The sequence below is a fragment of the Bradyrhizobium sp. genome (assembly GCF_016219575.1).
Taxonomy (GTDB): Bacteria; Pseudomonadota; Alphaproteobacteria; order Rhizobiales; family Xanthobacteraceae; genus Bradyrhizobium.
In genome coordinates this window covers 134,994-158,029 of the sequence record NZ_JACRMG010000032.1, presented here as the reverse complement: position 1 = coordinate 158,029, position 23,036 = coordinate 134,994, and the positions used below count along the sequence as shown (strand labels likewise).

25 protein-coding genes are annotated in these 23,036 nt (G+C 64.8%); 12 read left to right on the top strand and 13 right to left on the bottom strand.

Annotation, left to right across the window (positions count from 1 at the left end):
• Positions 1–259: 259 nt before the first annotated feature.
• Positions 260–1,018: an endonuclease III gene (nth, locus tag HZB49_RS25425; protein ID WP_291616390.1), complete on the bottom strand. Its 759-nt coding sequence runs from the start codon at positions 1,016–1,018 to the stop codon at positions 260–262.
• Here nth and HZB49_RS25420 point away from each other — a divergent pair.
• Positions 1,017–1,541: a DUF2244 domain-containing protein gene (locus HZB49_RS25420; RefSeq protein WP_291616406.1), complete on the top strand. Its 525-nt coding sequence runs from the start codon at positions 1,017–1,019 to the stop codon at positions 1,539–1,541. The genes nth and HZB49_RS25420 overlap by 2 nt on opposite strands.
• A 110-nt stretch (positions 1,542–1,651) precedes the next feature.
• On the top strand, positions 1,652–2,551 hold the full coding sequence (locus HZB49_RS25415; RefSeq protein ID WP_291616404.1) for a bifunctional helix-turn-helix domain-containing protein/methylated-DNA--[protein]-cysteine S-methyltransferase: 900 nt from the start codon (positions 1,652–1,654) through the stop codon (positions 2,549–2,551).
• Between the two features lie 94 nt (positions 2,552–2,645).
• Here the strand turns inward: HZB49_RS25415 and HZB49_RS25410 are convergent, their stop codons facing one another.
• From HZB49_RS25410 to dnaK, 8 genes are all read right to left on the bottom strand, one after another.
• On the bottom strand, positions 2,646–3,269 hold the full coding sequence (locus tag HZB49_RS25410; RefSeq protein ID WP_291616388.1) for a 2,3-bisphosphoglycerate-dependent phosphoglycerate mutase: 624 nt from the start codon (positions 3,267–3,269) through the stop codon (positions 2,646–2,648).
• A 23-nt stretch (positions 3,270–3,292) separates the two neighbouring features.
• Complete coding sequence (dapB, locus tag HZB49_RS25405; RefSeq protein WP_291616386.1) at positions 3,293–4,105, bottom strand: 4-hydroxy-tetrahydrodipicolinate reductase; 813 nt, start codon at positions 4,103–4,105, stop codon at positions 3,293–3,295.
• A 66-nt stretch (positions 4,106–4,171) separates the two neighbouring features.
• A complete protein-coding gene (locus tag HZB49_RS25400) occupies positions 4,172–4,474 on the bottom strand; it encodes a DUF1330 domain-containing protein (protein ID WP_291616384.1) in 303 nt (100 codons plus the stop codon).
• Between the two features lie 19 nt (positions 4,475–4,493).
• Positions 4,494–5,201, bottom strand: coding sequence for an orotidine-5'-phosphate decarboxylase (gene pyrF / locus HZB49_RS25395; RefSeq protein WP_291616382.1), 708 nt, complete (start codon positions 5,199–5,201; stop codon positions 4,494–4,496).
• A gap of 6 nt (positions 5,202–5,207) precedes the next feature.
• Positions 5,208–5,786 (bottom strand): NAD(P)H-dependent oxidoreductase, encoded by a 579-nt coding sequence (locus HZB49_RS25390; protein ID WP_291616380.1) that lies wholly within the window; start codon positions 5,784–5,786, stop codon positions 5,208–5,210.
• Positions 5,787–5,836: 50 nt separating this feature from the next.
• Positions 5,837–6,439, bottom strand: a complete 603-nt coding sequence (locus HZB49_RS25385) for an rRNA adenine N-6-methyltransferase family protein (protein ID WP_291616377.1) — start codon at positions 6,437–6,439, stop codon at positions 5,837–5,839.
• 97 nt (positions 6,440–6,536) lie between these two features.
• A complete protein-coding gene (gene dnaJ / locus HZB49_RS25380; RefSeq protein ID WP_291616375.1) occupies positions 6,537–7,667 on the bottom strand; it encodes a molecular chaperone DnaJ in 1,131 nt (376 codons plus the stop codon).
• 142 nt (positions 7,668–7,809) lie between these two features.
• Positions 7,810–9,714 (bottom strand): molecular chaperone DnaK, encoded by a 1,905-nt coding sequence (gene dnaK, locus HZB49_RS25375; RefSeq protein ID WP_291616373.1) that lies wholly within the window; start codon positions 9,712–9,714, stop codon positions 7,810–7,812.
• 432 nt (positions 9,715–10,146) lie between these two features.
• Between dnaK and HZB49_RS25370 the strand changes: the two genes are divergently transcribed.
• Positions 10,147–11,088 carry a hypothetical protein gene (locus HZB49_RS25370; RefSeq protein WP_291616372.1) on the top strand — a complete coding sequence of 314 codons (942 nt, stop codon included), beginning with the start codon at positions 10,147–10,149 and terminating at the stop codon, positions 11,086–11,088.
• A 168-nt stretch (positions 11,089–11,256) separates the two neighbouring features.
• Positions 11,257–11,970 (top strand): bifunctional nicotinamidase/pyrazinamidase, encoded by a 714-nt coding sequence (gene pncA, locus HZB49_RS25365; RefSeq protein WP_291616370.1) that lies wholly within the window; start codon positions 11,257–11,259, stop codon positions 11,968–11,970.
• Here the strand turns inward: pncA and grpE are convergent.
• Entirely contained in the window at positions 11,967–12,593 is a 627-nt protein-coding gene (gene grpE / locus HZB49_RS25360; RefSeq protein ID WP_291616368.1) for a nucleotide exchange factor GrpE, read from the bottom strand. The genes pncA and grpE overlap by 4 nt on opposite strands.
• 110 nt (positions 12,594–12,703) lie before the next feature.
• On the bottom strand, positions 12,704–13,792 hold the full coding sequence (hrcA, locus tag HZB49_RS25355) for a heat-inducible transcriptional repressor HrcA (protein ID WP_291616366.1): 1,089 nt from the start codon (positions 13,790–13,792) through the stop codon (positions 12,704–12,706).
• Positions 13,793–13,940: 148 nt separating this feature from the next.
• Between hrcA and rph the strand changes: the two genes are divergently transcribed.
• From rph to hemW, 3 genes are read left to right on the top strand one after another with little or no spacing between them, the layout of a single operon-like run.
• Positions 13,941–14,654 carry a ribonuclease PH gene (gene rph, locus HZB49_RS25350; protein ID WP_291616364.1) on the top strand — a complete coding sequence of 238 codons (714 nt, stop codon included), beginning with the start codon at positions 13,941–13,943 and terminating at the stop codon, positions 14,652–14,654.
• Between the two features lie 7 nt (positions 14,655–14,661).
• On the top strand, positions 14,662–15,297 hold the full coding sequence (gene rdgB / locus HZB49_RS25345; protein ID WP_291616362.1) for an RdgB/HAM1 family non-canonical purine NTP pyrophosphatase: 636 nt from the start codon (positions 14,662–14,664) through the stop codon (positions 15,295–15,297).
• On the top strand, positions 15,287–16,441 hold the full coding sequence (hemW, locus tag HZB49_RS25340; protein ID WP_291616360.1) for a radical SAM family heme chaperone HemW: 1,155 nt from the start codon (positions 15,287–15,289) through the stop codon (positions 16,439–16,441). The genes rdgB and hemW overlap by 11 nt, the downstream gene beginning before the upstream one ends.
• Positions 16,442–16,547: 106 nt before the next feature.
• Here the strand turns inward: hemW and HZB49_RS25335 are convergent, their stop codons facing one another.
• Complete coding sequence (locus HZB49_RS25335; protein ID WP_291616357.1) at positions 16,548–17,768, bottom strand: penicillin-binding protein activator; 1,221 nt, start codon at positions 17,766–17,768, stop codon at positions 16,548–16,550.
• A gap of 206 nt (positions 17,769–17,974) precedes the next feature.
• Here HZB49_RS25335 and rsmI point away from each other — a divergent pair, with 206 nt between their 5' ends.
• The 4 genes from rsmI (at position 17,975) to HZB49_RS25315 (ending at position 21,423) form a co-directional block, all read left to right on the top strand.
• Positions 17,975–18,928, top strand: coding sequence for a 16S rRNA (cytidine(1402)-2'-O)-methyltransferase (gene rsmI / locus HZB49_RS25330; RefSeq protein ID WP_291616356.1), 954 nt, complete (start codon positions 17,975–17,977; stop codon positions 18,926–18,928).
• Positions 18,915–19,298, top strand: a complete 384-nt coding sequence (locus tag HZB49_RS25325) for a YraN family protein (protein ID WP_291616354.1) — start codon at positions 18,915–18,917, stop codon at positions 19,296–19,298. Before rsmI ends, HZB49_RS25325 begins: the two co-directional genes overlap by 14 nt.
• 35 nt (positions 19,299–19,333) lie before the next feature.
• A complete protein-coding gene (gene gshB / locus HZB49_RS25320) occupies positions 19,334–20,281 on the top strand; it encodes a glutathione synthase (RefSeq protein WP_291616353.1) in 948 nt (315 codons plus the stop codon).
• A gap of 158 nt (positions 20,282–20,439) precedes the next feature.
• Positions 20,440–21,423: an MBL fold metallo-hydrolase gene (locus HZB49_RS25315; RefSeq protein WP_291616351.1), complete on the top strand. Its 984-nt coding sequence runs from the start codon at positions 20,440–20,442 to the stop codon at positions 21,421–21,423.
• A 256-nt stretch (positions 21,424–21,679) separates the two neighbouring features.
• Here the strand turns inward: HZB49_RS25315 and HZB49_RS25310 are convergent, their stop codons facing one another.
• Positions 21,680–22,246, bottom strand: coding sequence for a hypothetical protein (locus tag HZB49_RS25310; RefSeq protein ID WP_291616350.1), 567 nt, complete (start codon positions 22,244–22,246; stop codon positions 21,680–21,682).
• Positions 22,247–22,463: 217 nt separating this feature from the next.
• Between HZB49_RS25310 and HZB49_RS25305 the strand changes: the two genes are divergently transcribed.
• Positions 22,464–22,679 carry a hypothetical protein gene (locus tag HZB49_RS25305; RefSeq protein ID WP_291616349.1) on the top strand — a complete coding sequence of 72 codons (216 nt, stop codon included), beginning with the start codon at positions 22,464–22,466 and terminating at the stop codon, positions 22,677–22,679.
• The last annotated feature ends 357 nt before the right edge of the window (positions 22,680–23,036 follow it).

The window sequence follows — 23,036 nt, the reverse complement described above, 5'->3', positions numbered from 1 at the left end:
AAATGCTATCGCGAAATCGCATGCTCGGCCTTCTGTGTCTCGACAACCAGAAATGACCGATTTGCCTCGGTCGCGCCGGGCATGCACCGCGACATAGTGAATCATTCCCCGGACAGCCCTGCGCTCTTGCGGGGAGAGGGTTGGGGTGAGGGGCTGCCACCGCGAATTCCGATGCATCAGTCTTGCGGAGAGACTTGCCCCTCACACGGATTGCTTCGCAATCCGACCTCTCCCCGCAAGAGGCGGGGAGAGGTAAAGATCAAACCGTCTTCTCCGGCCAGCGGCAGAGATCGTGGATCAGGCAAAGCCCGCAGCGCGGACTGCGGGCGAGGCAAGTGTAGCGGCCGTGCAGGATCAGCCAGTGGTGCGCGTGCAGCATGAATTCGGACGGAATCACCTTTTCCAGCCCCAGCTCGACTTCCAGCGGCGTCTTTCCGGGTGCGAGCCCGGTGCGGTTGCCGACACGAAACACGTGCGTATCCACCGCCATGGTGTGCTCGCCATAGGCCATGTTGAGCACGACGTTCGCGGTCTTGCGGCCCGCGCCCGGCAATGACTCGATCCCGGCGCGGGTGCGCGGCACCTCGCCGCCGAATTCCCGGATCAGCTTCTCCGACAGCGCGATGACGTTTCTGGCCTTGTTGCGGTAGAGGCCGATGGTCTTGATGTAGTCGCGCAGCTTGTCCTCGCCGAGCTCGAGCATTTTTTGCGGCGTGTCGGCGACCGCGAACAGCGCGCGCGTCGCCTTGTTGACGCCGGCATCGGTCGCCTGCGCCGACAGCACGACGGCCACCAGCAGCGTGTAGGGATTGAGATGCTCGAGCTCGCCCCTGGGCTCGGGGTTCGCCTCGCGGAACCGGCTGAAGGCTTCATACACCTCGGCCGGCGTCCACGGCTTCGGCCGGGGCCCCTTTTTCACGGGCCTCGATTTGACGGCCTTCCTTGCCGCGGGCTTTCCCGTCTTCGTTTTTGCCTTGCGGATGATTTTGGCCATGATCGTTGTATACTGGCAGGCCATGGCCGACGGCAGCAACGCATTTGAACCTGAGCTTCCACAGCGGGAATTGTTTTCCGCGCTGCTGACGCCGCACCGCTCGCTCAACCGCACCGGCTTTCTGGCGCTGATGGGCTTTGTCTGCGCGATCAGCTTCATCGCCGGCCTGGCGTTCCTGATGATGGGCGCCTGGCCGGTGCTCGGCTTCTTCGGTCTCGACGTGCTCGCGATCTGGTGGGCGTTCCGGGTCAATTTCCGCACCGCCAGGGCGTTCGAGGAGATACGGGTGACGCCGTCGGAATTGCGGGTGCGCCGGACCAGCCATCGCGGCCATGTCGTGGAATGGGTGCTCAATCCGCTCTGGGTGAAGCTCGACCAGAAGCAGGATCCCGAATTCGGCATCGAGAAGCTCTATCTGGTCTCGGGCGGCCGCCGCGTGTCGATCGCCAGCTTCCTGGGCCCGGACGAAAAAGCAAGCTTTGCCAAGGCCTTGCTGGCCGCGTTGCAGGCGGCCAGGCGCGGGCCGACCTACAACCCCATCGCGTGATTGTTTGAGCATGATCTTATCCGAAAACCGGTTCCCACTTTTCGGGATCATGCTCCGCCTCATCGGGAATCGGGTGGCTGGAACGTCGCATGCCCACTAAATCAAAGAGCATGATGACACTCGCCATACATGACCAGCGCCTGGCCAGGCCGGGCCCCAACAACACCGCGGCGTTGCGCGACTACGACTCCGTGCGCCGCGCCATTGCCTTCATCAGCGAACACTGGCGCACCCAGCCGACCATCGAGGCGATGGCGGATGCCGCCGGCGTCACGCCGGACGAGCTGCACCATCTGTTCCGCCGCTGGGCCGGGCTGACGCCGAAGGCCTTCATGCAGGCGCTCACGCTCGACCATGCGAAGAGCCTGCTGCGCGATTCCGCCAGCGTGCTCGATGCCGCACTCGACTCCGGCCTGTCGGGGCCGGGCCGGCTGCACGATCTCTTCGTCACGCACGAGGCGATGTCGCCGGGCGAATGGAAGAACGGCGGGGCGGGGCTGACGCTGCGCTACGGCTTTCATCCCTCACCGTTCGGCACGGCGATCGTGATTGCGACCGACCGCGGATTATCGGGTCTCGCCTTCGCCGATCCCGGCGAGGAGCAGGCGGCGTTCGCCGACATGACGCGGCGCTGGCCCAACGCGACCTATGTGCAGGACAATGACGGCACGGCCGGGCTTGCCAGACGTGTCTTCGACACAAAACTGTGGCGGCCGGACCAGCCGCTGCGCGTGGTGCTGATCGGCACGGATTTCGAGGTGCGGGTGTGGGAGACGCTGCTCAGGATTCCGATGGGGCGCGCAGTGTCCTATTCCGACATTGCCTGCAAGATCAGGAGCCCGAAGGCCTCGCGCGCTGTGGGCGCCGCGGTCGGACGCAATCCGGTATCCTTCGTGGTGCCCTGCCACCGCGCGCTCGGCAAGAGCGGCGCGCTGACCGGCTATCACTGGGGCATCACCCGCAAGCAGGCGATGCTCGGCTGGGAAGCGGGACAGGTGGGAATGCACTGAAATCGTTGATCGTAGGATGGGTAGAGCGAAGCGAAACCCATCATCGTCCCGCGCGAGAATTGGTGGGTTTCGCTTCGCTCTACCCACCTACAAGTCACGCCGCCAGATCGAGCTTCGACGCCACCGTCGAATCCGCGTTGAGCCGGTAGATCACGGGCGCGCCGGTCGCGAGTTCGCGCTTCACGATCTGCTCCGGCGTCAGCTTTTCCAGCACCATAATCAGCGCGCGCAGCGAGTTGCCGTGGGCGGCGACCAGCACACGCTGGCCGCGCAGCACGCACGGCAGGATCTCCTGCACGTAATAGGGCAGCGCGCGGGCGAGCGTGTCCTTCAGGCTCTCGCCGCCGGGCGGCGCCACGTCGTAGGAGCGGCGCCAGATCAGCACCTGGTCCTCGCCCCATTTCTTGCGGGCGTCATCCTTGTTGAGGCCGGAGAGATCCCCATAGTCGCGCTCGTTCAGCGCGAGATTCTTTTGCGTCGGCAATCCCGTCTGGCCGATCTCGGCGAGCATCAGGTCCAGCGTATGCTGGGCGCGGGTGAGGACGGAAGTGAAGGCGAGGTCGAACGAAAGGCCCTGCTCCTTCAGCTTGCGGCCGGCGGCCTTCGCCTCGGCAATGCCCTGCTCGGTGAGACCAGGATCCTTCCAGCCGGTGAAGAGGTTCTTCAGATTCCATTCGCTCTGGCCGTGACGCACAAGCACGAGAAGTCGGTCGCTCATTCTAATGTCCGTTTTGTTGAATTTCAGTCGGCGAGACCCAGCACATCAGCCATGGTGTAGAAGCCGGGCTTCTTGCCATGCGCCCACAGCGCCGCCTTCACCGCGCCATGTGCGAAGATCATGCGGTCCTCGGCATGATGCGACAGCGTCAGCCGCTCGGAGGGACCGGCGAAGATCACGCTGTGGTCGCCCGCGACGGTGCCGCCGCGCAACGACGCGAAGCCGATATCGCCGGGCCGGCGCGCACCGGTATGCCCGTCGCGGCCGCGTGCCGAATGATCGGCAAGCTTGATCCCGCGGCCATCGGCTGCGGATTCGCCGAGCATGAGGGCCGTGCCCGAGGGGGCATCGATCTTGGCGCTGTGATGCATCTCGACGATTTCGATGTCGAAAGTCTGATCGAGCGACTTCGCAACACGCTTGACCAGAGCCGCCAGCAGGTTGACGCCGAGGCTCATGTTGCCCGACTTCACGACGATGGCGCGCTGGGTCACGCTCTTGATCACGGCGTCGTCCGATCCCGACAAGCCCGTGGTGCCGATGACGTGGACGAGGCCGCGCTCGGCCGCGATCGCGACATTGGCGATGGTGGCGCCGGGAATAGTGAAGTCGAGGATGCCGTCGGCATTCGATGACAGCGACCACAGATCGGCGGAGAGCTTGACGCCGTTTTCGGGCAGGCCGGCGAGCACACCGGCATCCTTGCCGAGCAGCGGCGAGCCCGGCGCCTCCAGCGCGCCGGTCAAGACCGCACCCTTTGTTTCCGAAATGACGCGTGTCAGCGCGCGGCCCATCCGGCCGCCGGCCCCTGCAACGATCAAACGCATATCGGCCATGGCAATACCTCTCCCCGCCCTATAGCGGGCACGGGCTGTTCCGGCAACCGACGCTGGCCCCAGTTGTCAGGGCTGCGGGCCGTCATAGCCCTCGATGACGATGAGTTCGGCAATCGAATGCGGCTGCCGGACCTTGATGTTGGCCTGGTATTCCGGCGAGTTGTAGCAGGCGAGCGCGGTCGCATAGTCGGGAAACTCGATCACGACATTGCGCGAGCGGCTCTGCCCTTCAACGCCGGCAAACGTGCCGCCGCGCACCACATAGCGCCCGCCAAACTTCTTGAAGATCGCCGGATTCGCCGCCGCATAGGCCTTGTAGCCCTCGTCGTTGTGAACGTCGACGCGTCCGATCCAGTAGCCTTTTGCCATCTTGTTGTTCCTTCCCTGTTCAAACCAGTGATTGCGCGATCTCGGCGTGGATTGCTTCCGCTGCCGCCCTGGGATCGGCGGCTTCGACGACCGGCCGGCCGACCACGAGATAGTCGGCGCCGGCGGCAATCGCGCGGCCCGGCGTCATGATGCGTTTCTGGTCGCCGGTCGCAGCTCCCGCAGGACGAATGCCTGGCGTGACCAGGCACATCTGGTGACCGACGATCTTGTGCAGGTGAGCCGCCTCTTCCGGCGAGCAGACCAGCCCGTCGACGCCAAGCACCTGCGCCTGCTGCGCTCGCGCCTCGACGAGATCGGAAACGTTGAGACGATAGCCCGCGGCATGCAGGTCGCCGTCGTCGTAGGAGGTCAGCACGGTGACGGCGAGAATTTTCAGGCTCGGACCCCGCGCCTCGACCGCGGCCTTCATGGTCTGCGGATAGGCATGCACGGTGAGGAAGGTCGCCCCCAGCTTCGCAATGCTCTCGACGCCGCGCGCAACCGTGTTGCCGATGTCGTGCAGTTTCAGATCGATGAAGACTTTCTTGCCGCGGTCGGCGAGCCGGCCGACCAGCGGCAGGCCGCCGGCATAGGCGAGCTGGTAGCCGATCTTGTAGAAGGTGACGCTATCGCCGAGCCTGCCGATCATGGCTTCCGCCGCCTCGACGCTGGGCAGGTCGAGCGCCACGATCAGGCGGTCCCGGGGAGCGATCTTGGCTGGCTGCATGTCACCTCACATCATGCGTTGGGATAATTCGATCAACTGCCGCACCATGGCGTTGAGCGCCTCGATATCGTGGGCATGCTTCAGGCGATCCCTGTCGTCATAGGCGTCTTCCGCAAACGAAAGCGCCAGCTGGTTCGGGACCACCGTCGCACGGCAGGCCGTCAGGATCAGCCGCAGCGCCGAAAGCGCGCGCGTGCCGCCGAGGCGTCCGCCGGAGGCGGCGGCAATCGCAAAGGCGCGGTCGCGAAACACCTGGCCGCGGGTCTCGTGCGGATCCTGCACGCGGCTGATCCAGTCGATGGTGTTCTTCAGCAGCGCCGGCACCGAGGAATTGTATTCCGGCGTCACGATCAGCACGCCCTGGTGGGCACCCATCATGCGCTTGAGATTGACGGCATTTTTCGGCACGCCGGACTTGGCCTGCAAATCGCCGTCATAGATCGGCAGCGGAAAATCGGCCAGCGAGAGGCGGGTGACCTCGGCGCCGGCCTGCGCCAGTTCATGCGCGATGGTCGCGGCCAGCTTCGAATTGAGCGAGCCGGTTCGCAGCGATCCCGGGATCACGAGGATTTTCAGCGCGGGCATCTCTTGAAATCACGATCGGGACAAAGCCCGTCGCGACCGCGCCGGGCGAATTAACGCTTGCGATACACCCAGACCCGGGCGGGCGGAAGGTTCATCCAGATCCGCTCGGAGGCTTCTGTGGACACGCCGGGAAGCGATTTGGGGATCGGCGGCACCACGGAATAGGTGAACTGCACGAAGGGCGCGCCCGGCGACAAAGCCGCGAAGGCATCGCGGATCAGTTTGAGCCGGATCATCATCGGTTTTGTGACCAGCGGCAGGCCCGACACCACGGCAGACGCAGGCTGCTTCAGCACCTCCCCCAGGGAGTCGCGCAGCGCGTAGGCATCGCCCTGCACCACCGTCGCCTGCGGATAGCGGTCGCGCAGCAAGGAGCAGAAGGAGGGATTGTATTCGACCAGAACGAGACGCTTCTGGTCGATGCCATGGTCGATCAGCGCACTGGTGATCGCACCGGTGCCAGGGCCGAGCTCGACCACGGGGCCTTCGGAGTGAGCATCGACATATTGCGCCATGGTGCGGGCGAGCAGCTTGCCCGACGGCATGACCGCGCCGACATGCAGCGGCTTTTCGATCCATGAACGGAGAAAACGGACCTCATCGTCGAGACGGAGAGGCTTCTTCAACGCACGCGCGGACGACTGCAAAGGCATTTCGCTACCAGGCGGGACCGCAATTAAGCGGGGAATGTCAGAAAACTGTCGTAAAGACGTATAGGTGGAAGGGCTTACGGTCAAGCGGGCGCACGGTCTAAGAATTGGCGCGATTGCCGAAGAAGTCCTTGACCTTGGAGAAGAATCCGGCGGATTCCGGCTGGGTTGCGCCGGACGACAATTTTTCGAACTCCGACAGCAATTCCTGCTGCTTCTTGGTCAGATTCTGCGGCGTTTCGACCACGACCTGCACATACATGTCACCGGTCTGGCGCGAGCGCAGGACCGGCATGCCTTTTGATGCGATGCGGAAACGGCGGTTCGACTGCGTTCCGGCCGGGATTTTCACCCGCGTCTTGCCCTTGTCGATGGTGGGGACTTCGAATTCCCCACCGAGCGCAGCCGTCACCATCGAGATCGGCACGCGGCAATGCAGGTCGGCGCCGTCGCGCTGGAAGAACTCGTGCGCGACGAGCGACAGGAAGATGTAGAGGTCGCCGGGCGGACCGCCGCGGACGCCGGCCTCGCCTTCGCCGGCCAGGCGGATGCGGGTGCCGTCTTCCACGCCCTGCGGGATGTTGACCGAGAGCGTGCGCTCGCGGGACACTCGGCCCTGCCCGGAGCAGGATGTGCAGGCGTCCTCGATCATCTGGCCGCGGCCCTGGCAGCCCGGACAGGTCCGCTCGAGCGTGAAGAAGCCCTGCGCCTGGCGGATGCGCCCCTGCCCGCCGCAATGCGAGCAGGTCTTCGGCTTGGTGCCGGCCTTGGCGCCGGTGCCCGAGCAGGACTCGCAGGTGACCGAGACAGGAATTTCGATCTGCGCCGTCTTGCCCTGGAAGGCCTCTTCAAGCGTGATCTCCATGTTGTAGCGAAGATCCGCACCGCGCTCGCGGCCGCCGCGGCCGCGCTGGCCGGCCATGCCGAACAGGTCTTCGAAAATGTCTGAGAAGGACGAGGCGAAGCCCGCGCCGAAGCCGGGACCGCCGCCGCCCGCGCCCTGCTCGAAGGCGGCGTGTCCGAAGCGGTCATAGGCGGCGCGCTTCTGGCCGTCCTTGAGGACCTCATAGGCCTCGTTGATTTCCTTGAACCTGACCTCGCTCTGGGCATCGCCGGGATTCTTGTCCGGATGCCATTTCATCGCGAGCTTGCGGAAGGCCGCCTTCAGCTTGGAATCGTCGGCGTTCCGCTCGACTTCCAGGGTCTCGTAATAGCAGCGCTTCGTGGACATCGGTCAGTTCCGAATTCGCGGCCGTTCCCCTCAGGGAACGCGTTTCAAAGATGCAGCGTTCGGCTTAACGAAAAATGACCCCCACCCTTCGAGACGTGTCGCGCGCTCTCGGGCGTGGGGGTCATGATCGCAAACCCGCTCGTTAAGCGGACTTCTTGTTGTTCTTGTCGTCGTCGACCTCGGTGAATTCCGCGTCGACGACGTCATCCTTGGCAGCGCCCTTGGCCGCGGCTTCGCCCTCGGCCTGCTGCTTGTACATGGCCTCGCCCAGCTTCATCGAAGCCTGCGCCAGCGTATTGGTCTTGGCCTTGATGGCCTCGGCATCGTCGCCCTTCAGCGCTTCCTTGAGGTCGCTGACGGCGTCCTCGATGGCGCGGCGCTCGCCTTCGGCGATCTTCGAACCGTGCTCGGCCAGCGCCTTCTCGGTGGAATGCACCAGCGCGTCGGCATGGTTCTTGGCGTCGACCGCCTCGCGGCGCTTCTTGTCCTCGGCCGCATTGGCCTCGGCGTCCTTGACCATCTTCTCGATGTCGGCTTCGGACAGGCCGCCGGATGCCTGGATCCGGATCTGCTGTTCCTTGCCGGTCGCCTTGTCCTTGGCCGAGACGTTGACGATGCCGTTGGCGTCGATGTCGAAGGTGACCTCGATCTGCGGCATGCCGCGCGGGGCCGGCGGGATGCCCATCAGGTCGAACTGACCGAGCACCTTGTTGTCGGCTGCCATTTCACGCTCGCCCTGGAAGACGCGGATGGTAACCGCGTTCTGGTTATCCTCGGCGGTCGAGAACACCTGGCTCTTCTTGGTCGGGATGGTGGTGTTGCGGTCGATGATGCGGGTGAACACGCCGCCCAACGTCTCGATGCCCAGCGACAGCGGGGTCACGTCGAGCAGCAGCACGTCCTTGACGTCGCCCTGCAGCACACCGGCCTGGATCGCGGCGCCGATCGCCACGACTTCGTCCGGGTTGACGCCCTTGTGCGGCTCCTTGCCGAACAGCTGCTTCACCACTTCCTGGACCTTCGGCATGCGGGTCATGCCGCCGACCAGCACCACTTCGCCGATCTCGCCGGCGGTGAGGCCGGCATCCTTCAGCGCCTTGCGGCAGGGCTCGATGGTCTTCTGCACGAGGTCGTCGACCAGCGCCTCGAACTTGGCGCGGGTGAGCTTCATCGTCAGATGCTTCGGCCCGGTCTGGTCCGCCGTGATGAACGGCAGGTTGATCTCGGTCTGCGTGGTCGACGACAGCTCGATCTTGGCCTTTTCAGCGGCCTCCTTCAGGCGCTGCAAGGCGAGCTTGTCGTTGCGCAGGTTGATGCCCTGCTCCTTCTGGAACTCGTCGGCGAGATAGCCGACCAGGCGCATGTCGAAGTCTTCGCCGCCGAGGAAGGTGTCGCCGTTGGTGGACTTCACCTCGAACACGCCGTCGCCGATCTCGAGGATCGAGATGTCGAACGTGCCGCCGCCGAGATCGTACACCGCGATGGTGCCGGTCTTGGTCTTGTCGAGGCCGTAGGCGAGCGCAGCCGCGGTCGGCTCGTTGATGATGCGCAGCACTTCGAGGCCGGCGATCTTGCCGGCGTCCTTGGTGGCCTGGCGCTGGGCGTCGTTGAAGTAGGCGGGGACCGTGATGACGGCCTGCTCGACCTTCTGGCCGAGATGGGCTTCAGCGGTCTCCTTCATCTTCTGCAGGATGAAGGCGGAGATCTGCGAAGGCGAATAGGTCTTGCCGTCGGCCTCGACCCAGGCGTCGCCGTTGGAAGCCTTGACGATCTTGTAGGGGACGAGCTTCTTGTCCTTCTCGACCATCGGGTCGTCGTAGCGGCGGCCGATCAGGCGCTTCACCGCGAAGAAGGTGCGCTCGGGATTGGTGACCGCCTGGCGCTTGGCCGGCTGGCCGACGAGGCGTTCGCCATCGTCCGTGAAAGCAACGATGGAGGGCGTCGTCCGCATGCCCTCTGCGTTCTCAATGACTTTGGAAGTCTTGCCGTCCATGACGGCGACGCACGAATTGGTCGTGCCGAGGTCGATACCGATGACCTTGCCCATGATTCTATCCTCTTTTCTGCGGCAGGTTGGTCGGGCCCTGACGGCGCCCCGGACCGAACCCCCAGGAGTTCAAATACGCGCGATGTTGCGACGTTGAGCCTCATATAGGAGGGGGGGTTGTGCCCGCAAGGACCGTAAACAACCTTAGTCCATGAAAAGCCTGATGTTTGAAAGATAGTGTCAGGCCCGACGGCGACCGGTTAAGGATTCGGCCGCAGCCCGCGCAAGCGTCAGGGAGAACATTGCCTGAACCTGGGCCGGCCGAGCGGGGACCGCCAGCGCGACCAGCCGCGAGAAGGCAAAGGCCCGGCCCACCCTGTTGCCGGGACGACAAACCCGCTAAAAGGCGGGCCGACCGAACGGGGTATCCGGGCCGAGGGGGCCGCGGCCTGCCGATTCCCGAACGGCTCCATGCAAACGGATAGAATTTTCATGATCTTGATCCGACGCTTGCTCGCGGCCGCGCTCCTGACGATCGCCGCGACCAACCCCGCGCCTGCCGCCGATCCCGTTTTTCCGCCGGGGGCACGGGTCGGCATGGTCCCGCTGGTCGGACTCAACCGCGCAAAATCCTTCATCGGCTTCGAGAGCGAGGACCAAGGCGTCAAGGTGGTCATCGCCGACCTGCCGGCCGAGGCCTATACCGAGGTCGCCAACGCGTTCAAGGGCAACCCGAGCGGCGTCGGCGGCATCAAGCCGGAGAGCATCGAGACTCCCGCCGGGCTCGGCTACTACACCGTCGAAACCGCCCGCGACGGCGCCACCAACGTCAAACGCTATTCGATGATGGTGCCGGGCATCGGATTCTCCGGCTATGTCGCGGTCCAGGTCCCGGAAAACGCCTGGAAGGTCCATAGCGACGACGCCGTGCGACAGATGTTTGCCTCCGCCGTCGTGCGCAAGGAAGTGCCGGCCGAAGAACAGCTCGCTCTGCTCTCGTTCAAGGTCCGCGAGCTCAGCGAGTTCAAGAACGTCCGCACGCTCGCGCCGGGCGTTGCCGTCATCCTCGCCGATGGCGACGAGACCACTGGATTCGAAGCAGCGCCCTTCATGATCATCGGCATCATCGGCCAGACGGCTGCGTCGCCCGACGATCGCGGGCGCCTGGCCCAGCAGATCGCAACGACGATTCCCGGCGTCCGCGACGGCCGCATCACCATGTCCGAGCCCGTCCGCATCGACGGCCAGCCCGGTTACGAGACGCGGATCGAAGCGACCAGCGGCAAGGACAATACGCCGGTCACCATCGTGCAATGGCTGCGCTTCGGCTCGCAGTCGGCGATGCGCATCATCGGCAGCTCGCCGCGCGATGAGTGGGCCAGGGCATTTCCGCGCTTCCGCGCCGTGCGCGATGGAATCCAGCCGCGCGGCTGACATCGTCTTGTCTTGAGCATGATCTTTCCGGAAAGCCGCTTCACACTTTTCCGGATCATGCTCTCGCCTGCCGGAAATTTCGGCGCGCGATCGCACGCAAAAGCGGCTTTACGCCTTCATGGCGACCTGATTTGCTGGTGCAAATCCTCTGAAAAGCGGAGATGCACCATGCTCGACCGAAGGCAGATTCTATCTGGTTTGGGAACGACGGCGCTTGCGGCGATGCTGCCCGGCGCAGTGTGGGCGGCGGCGATCAAGCCTGACGAGGCGTCCGCGCTGCTGGTGATCGACGTGCAGAACTGCTTCCTGCCCGGCGGCAGCCTTGCGGTGAAGGACGGCGAACAGGTGGTTCCCGTCATCAACAAGCTTGCAAAGCTGTTTTCCAATGTGGTGCTGACGCAGGACTGGCACACCGGCGGCCACATCTCGTTTGCGTCAAGCCATTCCGGCAAGAAGCCGTTCGAGACCGTCGATCTCAGTTACGGCAAGCAGGTGCTGTGGCCCGACCATTGCGTGCAGGGCTCCGACAGCGCGGCGCTCTCGAAGGATCTGGCGATCCCGCATGCCGGGCTCGTCATCCGAAAGGGATTCCGCAAGGACGTCGACAGCTACTCGGCTTTCACCGAAGCCGACGGCAAGACCACGACGGGACTGGCCGCCTACCTGAAGGCGCGCGACATCCAGAAATTATTCCTCGCGGGTCTCGCGACCGACTTCTGTGTCGCCTGGAGCGCAATCGACGCGCGCAAGGCGGGATTTGAGACCTATGTGATCGAGGACGCCTGCCGCGGCATCGACACGCAGGGATCGCTTGCGGCGGCCTGGGCCGATATGACCAAGGCCGGCGTCAAGCGCATCCAGTCGAGCGATATTGCGACTTAAGCTTCCGTCGAGACCGGCGCGGCCTTTGCGCCACCCTTGGCGACGCCGACCAGGGCCGGCCGCAGCACGCGCTCGCCGATCATGTAGCCGGCCTGCACGACCTGGACCACGGTGCCCGCGGGCACCGAGGGATCCGGCACCTCGTACATCGCCTGCTGGAAGTTCGGATCGAACTTTTCTCCGGAGGGATCGAACTTCTTGACGCCGTGCTTCTCCAGCGCGTTGAGCAGCGAGCGCTCGGTGAGCTCGACGCCCTCGATCAGCGCCTTCAGGCCCGGATCGGCATTGGCCTTGGCTTCGGCCGGCACCGCATCCAGCGCGCGCTGCAGATTGTCGGCAATGTCGAGCACGTCGCGGGCAAAGCCGGTGATGCCATAGGCGCGCGCATCGGAAACTTCCTTGGCGGTGCGCTTGCGCAGGTTCTCCATCTCCGCCAGCGTGCGCAGCATCTTGTCGCGCGCCTCAGTCGCCTCCTTCTGCAGCAGCTCGACCGAGCCGGGCTCGGGATCGTCGGGCATCACATAGGGCTTGGAGACCACGGGCTCGCCAGCCTGCGCCGGGTTCGCCGGATCGTCATAGGGCCGTTCTTGGGGCCGCTCTTGGGGCCGGTTGGGATCGGTCATGGATGGCCTTTTCGAAAAATCGCTTCGATCTGAATTATCGGGGTTTCAGGCCCGCATATCGTGCTTTGAGCGCCGAAAATCAAGCACAACCGCACCCTTTTCGGGGCAGATCAGCCACCCAGCATCCGGCTGACGATGCGCGCGGCATAATCCACGGTCGGGATCACCCTTGCATAGTTGAGCCGGGTCGGCCCGATCACGCCGAGCACGCCGACGATGCGGCCGGCTGCGTCGGTATAGGGCGCGATGATGGTCGAGGAGCCCGAAAGCGAGAACAGCTTGCTCTCCGAGCCGATGAAGATGCGAACGCCCTCCGCGCTCTCGGCGCGGCCCAGGAGATCAATGACGCCGCGCTTGGTCTCGAGATCGTCGAACAGCGAACGCACGCGCTCGAGGTCTTCCAGCGCGTGCAGATCCTCCAGCAGGTTGGCGTGGCCGCGCACGATCAGCTGGCGCGCGTCATTGTCGCCGCCGGACCAGCTGGCGATGCCTGCAGCAACCACCTTGTGCGTCAGCTGGTCGAGCTCGGCGCGATCCTGGGTCAGCGCCGTCTCCAGCTCCAGCCGCGATTCCGCCAGCGTGCGGCCGCGGATTCGCGCATTGAGGAAATTGGTGGCTTCCGTCAGCACGGAAGGGGGCACGCCGGGAGGCAGGCTCAGCACGCGGTTTTCGACCTGGCCGTCCTCGCCGACCAGCACGACCAGCGCGCGTTCCGGCTCGAGCCGCACGAATTCGATGTGCTTCAGCCGCGGATTCGACTTCGGCGTCAGAACCACGGCCGCGGCGCGGGTCAGGCCCGACAGCCGTGTCAACGCCTCGCCCAGCACGCCTTCGACCGATTGGCCGCGGCCGATGGAAGCGAGCTGGGTCTGGATCGATATCCGCTCGGCCTCGGTGAGGTCGCCGACCTGCATCAACGCATCGACGAAGAACCGCAGGCCCCGCTCGGTCGGCAGACGGCCGGCCGAGGTATGGGGTGCGTAGATCAAGCCGAGCTGCTCCAGATCCGACATCACGTTGCGAACCGAGGCCGGCGAAAGGGGAACGGCGATCAGGCGCGAGATATTGCGCGAGCCGACGGGCTCGCCGGTCGCGAGATAGCTCTCGACGATTTGCCGGAAAATGTCCCGCGAGCGCTCGTTGAGCTGGGCAAGCCCGGCATGCGGGGTAATGAGGCCGATCGGATCGTGGTGGGCCACGTGTTAACTCCTCACAATCGCTCCTAATTTGGCTATCCTGCGTGCCCCTGACAAGCAGGCATTCGCGGCCCCAAACAAGGCTTGCCGGTAACCTTTCCCGCACATACAAGCAGCGCAAGCTTTTGGCCCCGATTTTGGAGGATTTCTCATGCGGCCCAGCCGCCGTGCCCCCGATCAGCTGCGCCCCGTCACCCTGGAACGCGGCGTGGTCAAATATGCGGAAGGCTCCTGCATGGTGAAATTCGGCGATACCCATGTGCTGGTCACCGCCACACTGGAGGAGCGCCTGCCGCCGTGGCTGAAGGGCCAGGGCCGCGGCTGGGTCACCGCCGAATACGGCATGCTGCCGCGCGCCACCCTGGAACGCACCCGCCGCGAGGCCGCCGCCGGCAAGCAGGGCGGCCGCACGGTCGAGATCCAGCGCCTGATCGGCCGCTCGCTGCGCGCGGCCGTCGATCTCGTGGCGCTCGGCGAGCGCCAGATCACCATCGACTGCGACGTGATCCAGGCCGACGGCGGCACCCGCACCGCCTCCATCACCGGCGCCTGGGTCGCACTTGCGGACTGCATCGGCTGGATGAAGACGCGCAACATGCTGAAGACGAACGTGCTGCGCGACAATATCGCGGCGATCTCCTGCGGCATCTATCAGGGCACGCCCGTTCTCGATCTCGACTATGCCGAGGATTCCGAGGCCGATACCGACGCCAACTTCGTGATGACCGGCGACGGCCGCATCATCGAGGTGCAAGGCACCGCGGAGAAGACGCCCTTCTCCGAGACCGAGTTCCTGGCGCTGATGGCGCTGGCGAAGAAGGGCGTGGCACGGCTGGTCGACCTGCAGAAGATCGCGGTGGCCTGATCCCAGCATGCACCGCCAGATCACCGGCAAGCTCGTCATCGCGACCCACAATCCCGGCAAGCTCGCCGAGATGCGCGAGTTGCTTGCGCCTCATGGCGTGGAGGCGGTCTCCGCGGGGGAACTCGGCCTCGGCGAGCCAGAGGAAACCGGCACGACCTTCCGCGAAAATGCTGCGATCAAGGCCATTGCAGCGGCGAGAGCCGCGCAGCTCCCGGCCTTTGCCGATGATTCCGGCCTCGTGGTCGATGCGCTCGACGGTGCGCCCGGCATCCTTTCGGCGCGCTGGGCCGGCGACGGCAAGGATTTCGCCGCCGCCATGGCCCGGATCGAGCGCCTGTTGCAGGAGCGCGGCGCCACCGCGCCCGATCGCCGAAAAGCGCATTTCGTCTCGGCGCTGTGTGTCGCCTGGCCGGACGGCCATGTCGAGGAGGTCGAGGCGCGCGCAGATGGAACGCTGGTCTGGCCGCCGCGCGGCACCGCCGGTTTCGGCTACGATCCGGCCTTCCTTCCCGACGGCCACACGCGTACCTTCGGCGAGATGACCAGCGTCGAGAAACACGGCCTGCCCCCGCTGGGGCTCGGCCTCTCCCATCGCGCCCGCGCTTTCGTTAAGCTCGCGGAGATCTGCCTCGATGGAAGCTGAGCAAAACGCCTTCGGCATCTATGTGCACTGGCCGTTCTGCCTGTCGAAATGTCCGTATTGCGACTTCAACAGCCACGTCCGCCATGCCCCCGTCGACGAAGAACGCTTCGTCCGCGCCTTCGCGCGCGAGATCGAGACCACGGCGCAGCGCGCGCCCGGGCGCGAAGTATCCTCGATCTTCCTCGGCGGCGGCACGCCGTCGCTGATGCAGCCGCAGACTGTCGGCGCGATCCTCGATGCCATCGGCAAGCACTGGCGCGTGGCCGGCGACGTCGAGGTGACGCTGGAGGCGAACCCGACCAGCGTCGAGGCGACGCGTTTCCGCGGCTATCGCTCAGCCGGCGTCAACCGGGTATCGCTCGGCGTGCAGGCGCTGGACGATGTCTCGCTGAAGGCGCTCGGCCGTTTGCACAGCGCGCGCGAGGCGCTTGATGCGGTGGCCATCGCGCGCAGCGCGTTTGACCGCTACTCATTCGACCTGATCTACGCCCGTCCCGGCCAGACGCCGCAAATGTGGGCGGACGAGTTGAAGCTTGCGATCGGCGAGGCGGCCGAGCATCTGTCGCTCTACCAGCTCACCATCGAGGAAGGCACGCCGTTCTTCGGCCTGCATGCCGCGGGCAAGCTGCAGACGCCGGACGAAGCGACCGCGCGCGCGCTCTACGACGTGACACAGGATGTCTGTGCGAAGCACGGCCTGCCGGCCTACGAGATATCCAATCACGCCCGCGAAGGCGCCGAGTGCCGGCACAATCTCGTCTACTGGCGCGGCGAGGAATATGCCGGCATCGGCCCCGGCGCGCATGGCCGGCTCGACATCAATGGCGTCAGGCACGCGATCGCCACCGAGAAGCGCCCGGAATCCTGGCTGATGCGGGTCGAGGCCTCCGGCCATGGCGTCGTCACCGACGACATCCTCAACAGCGAGGAGCGTGCCGACGAGTTCCTGCTGATGGGGCTGCGGCTCACCGAAGGCATCGATCCCCGCCGCTACCAGGCGCTGTCCGGCCGCCCGCTCGACCCTGCCCGCATTGCGCTGCTGCGCGAGGAAGGCGCGATCTCGGTCGATGCCGACGGCCGGCTGCGGGTGACGCAGGCCGGGTTTCCGGTGCTCGATGCTGTCGTGGCGGACCTGGCGGCGTAGCTCTCCCCGGCGCACGACCGGCGCTTCGCGCGCCGGATCAAAAATCGCGAAAACAACCCCATGCAAAGTAGGAAGTGCCTGACGCTCGTTCGTAGAGCGCCCTACGCTAAGCCCCGAAGCTCTTCGGCGAGCCGGCAACCGGGACGCCGCCGCCGGTCGTCACCTTCATCACGGCAAGACCCCGCTCGTTGGTGCCGTCGGAGCGGAAGCGGAACAGGCCGTCGATGCCGGCGAAGCCGGATGGATTGGTCAGCGTTTCCGGCGCAAAGCGATTGGGGCCTTGCGTGCGCGCCAGCGCCGCCATCAGCGCGACCGCGTCATAGGCGAGCGTCGCGGTGCGAACCGGCTCCTGGCCGAACCGGGTGCGGTAGCGGCCGGAGAACGCGCGGAAGCCGGACGGATCGGGCGCAGCATAAAGGCCGCCCTGCAGCGACTGGCTGGCGAATACCCGCGGATTGTCCCACAGCCCGGTGCCCAGCATCTGGATGTTGCGCAGGTTCGAGCCCGCTGCGGTCAGCGCATCGGCGGTGGCCACGACGGAATCGCCGTCGTCGGCGATCATCAACGCATCGGCGGAGCCGAGCATCTGCGCCACCGCGCGTGCGGGTGTGGCGCGATCGCCGCTGTATTTCTCGAAGGCGATCACGCGGCCCCTGCGGCCCGCCGCCTGCTTGAATGCGGCTTCCACCACATTGCCATAGGCGTTGTCGGGCACCAGCGCGGCAAAGGAACGTTTGCCGGTGCCGGCGGCGTAGTCGACGATACGATTGACGTCGGATTCCGGCAGGAAGCTCAGGAGATAGACACCGCGCCCGGCAACGCTCGAATCGGTCGAGAACGCGATCACCGAGATGCCGCGGGCGCGCGCGACCTGCGCCACCGCGGGCACCGATGCCGCAAACAGCGGCCCCAGGATGATTTCGGCGCCTTCGCTGACGGCCTGCTGCGCGGCGGCGTTGGCGCCTTGCGGGCTGCCGCTGTCGTCCTTGATTAGGAGCTGGATGTTCGGGTTCTGGAACTCCGCCAGCGCCATTTCGGCGGCGCTCTTCATCGATTGCGCGGCGACGCCGGCATTGCCGGCCGCCGAGAGCGGCAGGATCAGTCCAACCCTGACCTGCCCGCTGCCGACCGCGGTCGGCTCCTGCTGCGGGCCGGCCGGCGGCTCCGCGCCGCCAAAGGGACTCGAGAACTGGCCCAGGCTCTGCTGCATGCTGGCGCAGGCCCCGAGCAGCGGTGCGCCGAGGAGAAGGCCAATCGCGCTCCGCCGGGTCGCGCCCGAGAGCGAGCTACCCGAAGAATTGGGGTTGCGGTTGTGCGGGCCCTTCATCTTCTCTTCTCCTGGCCGACCGAAATCGGCCAGACTCCCTCCCAAAGCGAGGCGGGGATTCAGGCATATTGTCGACGAATAGTTAACCAGAACAAAAGGTTGATGGTCCACGGCATCCTTGCCGATTGCGGACCCCTCCTGCCTCGCCGCCGCGCTGCACTGTCTCCCGGATGGCGTAAACGCCGTCCCCCCTCTAGATTGATATTATGCGCGCAAAAGCCAGTTCAATATACGGGTCTGAGGGGGAAACGGGTTCTGCGTTGCGGACTTTTTCGATCCACGGCCAGGTCCTGAATGCGCCAAGGCCGGCTCCCGGCCTCTATCTGGTGGCGACCCCCATCGGGAACCTTTCGGACATCACGCTGCGCGCGCTTGAGACGCTGGCCGGTGTCGACCTGATCGCCTGCGAGGACACCCGCATCACCCATCGCCTGACCGAGCGCTATGCGATCCCGGCGCAGCTCACGCCCTACCACGAGCACAATGCGGCGGCGGCGCGGCCGAAGATTCTCGAAAAGCTCGCGCAGGGTGCTTCCGTCGCGCTCGTTTCCGACGCCGGCACGCCGCTGATCTCCGATCCCGGCTTCAAGCTGGTGCGCGAAGCTTGCGCGGCCGGACACTCCGTCATTGCCGTGCCCGGTCCATCGTCGGTGCTGACGGCGCTGTCGGTCGCGGCCTTGCCGACGGACCGCTTCTTCTTCGAGGGATTCCTGCCGTCGAAACAGACCGCGCGGCGCACGCGTCTGGCGGAGCTGGCGCGGATCGACGCGACGCTTGTCGTGTTCGAGTCCGGCAACCGCGTCCAGGATACGCTTGCCGATCTCGCCGAAATCATGGGCGGACGCGAAGCCGCGATCTGCCGCGAACTCACGAAGCTGCATGAAGAGATCACGCGCGCGCCGATCGCCGAGTTGGCGAAGGATGCGGACGGGCTGGAAACGCGCGGCGAATTCGTGCTCGTGATCGGCCCGCCTGCGGCCGGTGCAAAGGTGATGGCGGAAGACGAGCTCGACGGCGTGCTGCGCGCGTCGCTGAAGCGCGACAGCGTCAAGGACGCGGTGGCCCACGCGGTCGAGGTTTCCGGCCGGCCGCGCCGCGAAGTCTATGCGCGCGCGCTGGAGCTCGCCAGGGAAAGCCGGGGCGGGCATGGCGAAGACTGAGAACGCCTCACCCGAACGTGTCGCGGCCTTCCGTACCGGCCTTTCCGCCGAAAGCCGCGCGGCCGCCTGGCTGATCGCCAAAGGCTACCGCATCCTGGCAAAGCGCTTCCGCACACCCTATGGCGAGATCGACCTGGTGGCGCGCCGGCGCAACCTCATCGCCTTTGTCGAGGTCAAGGCCCGCGCCAGCCTCGACGATGCCGCCTGGGCCGTGACGCCGCGCCAGCAGCAGCGCATCATCAATGCCGCACAAGCCTGGTTGATGGCGCATCCCGAGCATGCAGAATTCGAGATGCGTTTCGACGCCATGCTGATTGCGCCGAGGAGCCTGCCACGCCATCTGTTGGCAGCCTTCGACGCCAGCCCCTGAAGCAAGCAGCCCACGAGAGCCGGATACCCCCGAAAATGAAACTGAACGTCGCCGTCCAGATGGACCCCATCGCGCGCATCAACATCCGCGGCGACTCCACCTTCGCGCTGTTGCTGGAAGCCCAGAAGCGCGGTCACCTCATTTCCTACTACACCCCGGACAGGCTTTCGCTGCGCGGCGAGGAACTGGTGGCACCGGTGCAGGCCCTGACCGTGCGCGACGAAGTCGGCAATCATTTCACGCTGGGCGAGCCGAAGCGCGAGGCGCTCACCGCCTTTGACGTCATCCTGCTGCGGCAGGATCCGCCGTTCGACCTCGCCTACATCACCTCGACGCATTTCCTCGAGCGCATCCACCCGAAGACCCTGGTGGTGAACAATCCGGCCAGCGTGCGCAACGCGCCGGAAAAGCTGTTCGTGATGAATTTTCCGCAGCTGATGCCGCCGACCCTGATCTCGCGCGATCTCGACGAGATCAATGCCTTCCGCAGCGACCATGGCGCGGTCGTGATGAAGCCGCTGCACGGCCATGGCGGCGCGGCGGTGTTCCGCGTCATGCCGCAGGACATGAATTTCGGCTCGCTGTTCGACATGTTCTCGGTCACCTTCCGCGAACCCTGGGTGATCCAGCGCTTCCTCCCCGAGGTGAAGCACGGCGACAAGCGCATCATCCTGGTCGACGGCGAGTTCGCCGGCGCCGTCAACCGCGTGCCGGCGGCGGATGATCTGCGCTCCAACATGGTGCGCGGCGGCGCGGCGCAGGCGACCGACCTGTCGGCGAGGGAACGCGAAATCTGCGCCACGCTCGGACCTGCATTGCGCGAGCGCGGGCTCCTGTTCGTCGGCATCGACGTGATCGACGGCAATCTCACCGAGATCAATGTCACGTCACCCACCGGCATCCGCGCCATCGCGCGGCTCGGCGGACCGGATGTCGCCGCGAAAATCTGGGATACCATCGAGGCGAAGCGCGGCGCGAAATAGTTTTTGCGGTTGCAGCAGCGCTCATTTTCTACTCAGTCCCTCCCCGCTTCTAATTCTTCTTGCCAGCTTGCGCAGGCCAGCGCAGCATATTGATGCGCGCGCCGTCCGGGCGGCAGGTCGGCCGTTGCAACAGAAACTCTAGGAACGTGGAGGAACGAATGACGACCCAACTATCGCGACGCTCTCTCCTTGCACTCGGCGCCGGTCTTGGTGCTTCCATTGGCGCGTCGACCATGCTCGGCAGCACCGCGCTGGCCAAGGCGCCGAAACTCAACACGCAAACGCCCTATTGGCACCGCTTCGTTGTCGGCGATGCCGAGGTCACCGTCGTCTCCGACGGCCCGCTTCCGCTCGGGGATCCCTCCGGCACCTTTACGGGTGTGCCGAAAGAGGAAGTGAAGAAGATGCTCGTCGACAACTTCATGAACCCCGATAGCGTCGTGCTCGAGCAGAACTCGCCGGTGGTCAACATCGGCGACAAGCTGGTGTTGTTCGACACCGGCATGGGCACCTCCAAGATGTTCGGGCCCACCACGGGCCAGCAGCAGAAGAACCTCGCCGCTTCCGGCATCAACGCTTCCGACATCGACGCCGTCGTCTGCACGCACGCCCATATCGACCATATCGGCGGCCTCGTCGGCGCCGACGACAAGCCGCTGTTCCCCAACGCCCAGGTCTATATCTCCCAGGCCGACTATGATTTCTGGATCGACGAGGGCAAGCTCGGAAGTCCGCTGAAGGATTTCGTGCTCCACGCCCGCAAGAATCTGCTGCCCGTGAAGGACCGCCTGGTGTTCGTCAAGGACGGCCAGGAATTCCTGCCGGGCATCCAGGCGCTCGCGGCGCCCGGACACACCGTCGGCCACACCATTTTCATGGTGACCTCGAAGGGCAAGTCCTTTGCCTTCCTCGGCGACCTCACCCACCATTCGGTGCTGCTGATGGAAAAGCCGCGGATGGAATTCTCCTACGACACCGATCCGAAACAGTCGGCCGCGACGCGGGTGAGGCTCCTCGACATGCTGGCGGCCAACAAGATCCCGGTCATGGCCTACCACTTCGCCTGGCCGGGCTACGGCCACGTCGCCAAGGCCGGCGAGGGTTTTCGCTATTATCCCGAGCCGATGAACATGCAGCTCTGATGCGGCATGCTTTTCGGGGCTGGCCTGCACAGGCCAACCCCGGAAGTTTGGTCTTTACGCTATTGGGAGCTTTGCCAGCGGGCTCAAGCGCACCCAAATGCCCGACATCACCGGCAAGTTTGTCGATATGCAAGGTTTCGTGATATGACTCCGTCGCCGGATACGGGGTGGAAACCGTACCCGACGACGGTAGCGTTGCTGCGAGGCCTTGGGAGACTGTGCAGCAGATGCCTACCCTTGTGGAGGGGGCGGCAATTCAGAAGGGGTCATCAACGGTCGCGAGGGCGTGGATGACGTTGGCGATACGTGCGGCCTCCTGCCTAGTGAGGTCGCTCGGAAGCCCCATAATCTTGATAATCACGTTGGGCCTAATCGGGATGGGGAACACAATCTCGGACGGGCTGACGAATGTCGTTATGGGCTGCTGCTGCGCGTGTGACGGCTGAGTTCCGGCGGCCTGTTCTTTCGGCTGACCATTGGATTTCTCGGTCTTGCCAACCACCTTCGGCGTGATAGCCACTTTGAAGTTCAGCGGGTCTGCTCGGTATTTCTTGAAGTCCGCGATCGAACTGGCAACACGAGATTTGTAGACCTTCACGCTTTCCGGCTTGAACTCGCCACCGCGCTTGTTGAGGAAGCGCATGGCAACTTCGTCCAGATTGAGCGTGGTCACGTCCGCCGTCTCAGAAGGATCGAGGGCGCTGAACAAAGTTCTCACGGCAGCCTTTCGTGCCGACGCCGTCGCAGCGTTCATCAAACCCTTGTCGGCGAGGTAGTCGAGGAAGGCCACAAGGTCGCCTTGGCTGGTTTTTGCGGTGGTCATACTGATCGTCCGGTTGTACGTGGACGTTGTATTCGTCCGATGTATGGATGTCAATCTGTCTGGATAGACAAATACATGTCTTCTTCATGTGGCAAGATGACGCATGCTTGCGGGTGGTGCTATCGGTTCTGACCGTGAATCAGCTTTCGTTCTGTTCCTGTAACGTTCTTGCCGAAATCTCGTCTTTCCGCTACCTTTGATTGCGGCAGGGAGCGGCATGGTTCAGCGGGTTTCCACGGTAGCCTTTGAGGGGATTGAGGCCCGCGCGGTCGACGTGCAGGTCCAGATCGTGCCCGGCCTGCAGGCTTTCGCGCATGTAAAACGTCAATGCCAAAAATCATTCGCTGGCGACATGCCCGCGACGCGCTGGCCGTTCGAGGTTCTACGAAAAATCCTTGTGGATCGTGGACCTGCCCAGGAAGGCCGGCGTTAACGAGTTCAATGACATAACCTCAAGTCATGGCGATTGCGCTGCCCGGCCAAATCAGCGTACCGTCCTCTTGGCTCTGGAGGGGGAGCATCTGCCACACGCGGAATAAAAGGGGCCGCCAAGCCTGACACTCGGCGACCCCAATCGACCCCGTTAAGGAGCCTTCTTGGTGAGCTTGCTGGAGTTCTGCTTTGCCTTATCGGCGGGGCAGGCTCCGGCAATGCGCTCGTACTTGTTCCATCTTGCCGAACCGAATGCGGACATAGTCACGCACCGGCACAGGTTGATGGATCGGACACGTCGTTGGACGAGCCATTCGAACGATCCCGTGAGGATTGGGCCTCAGGTCCCCGGCCGCAC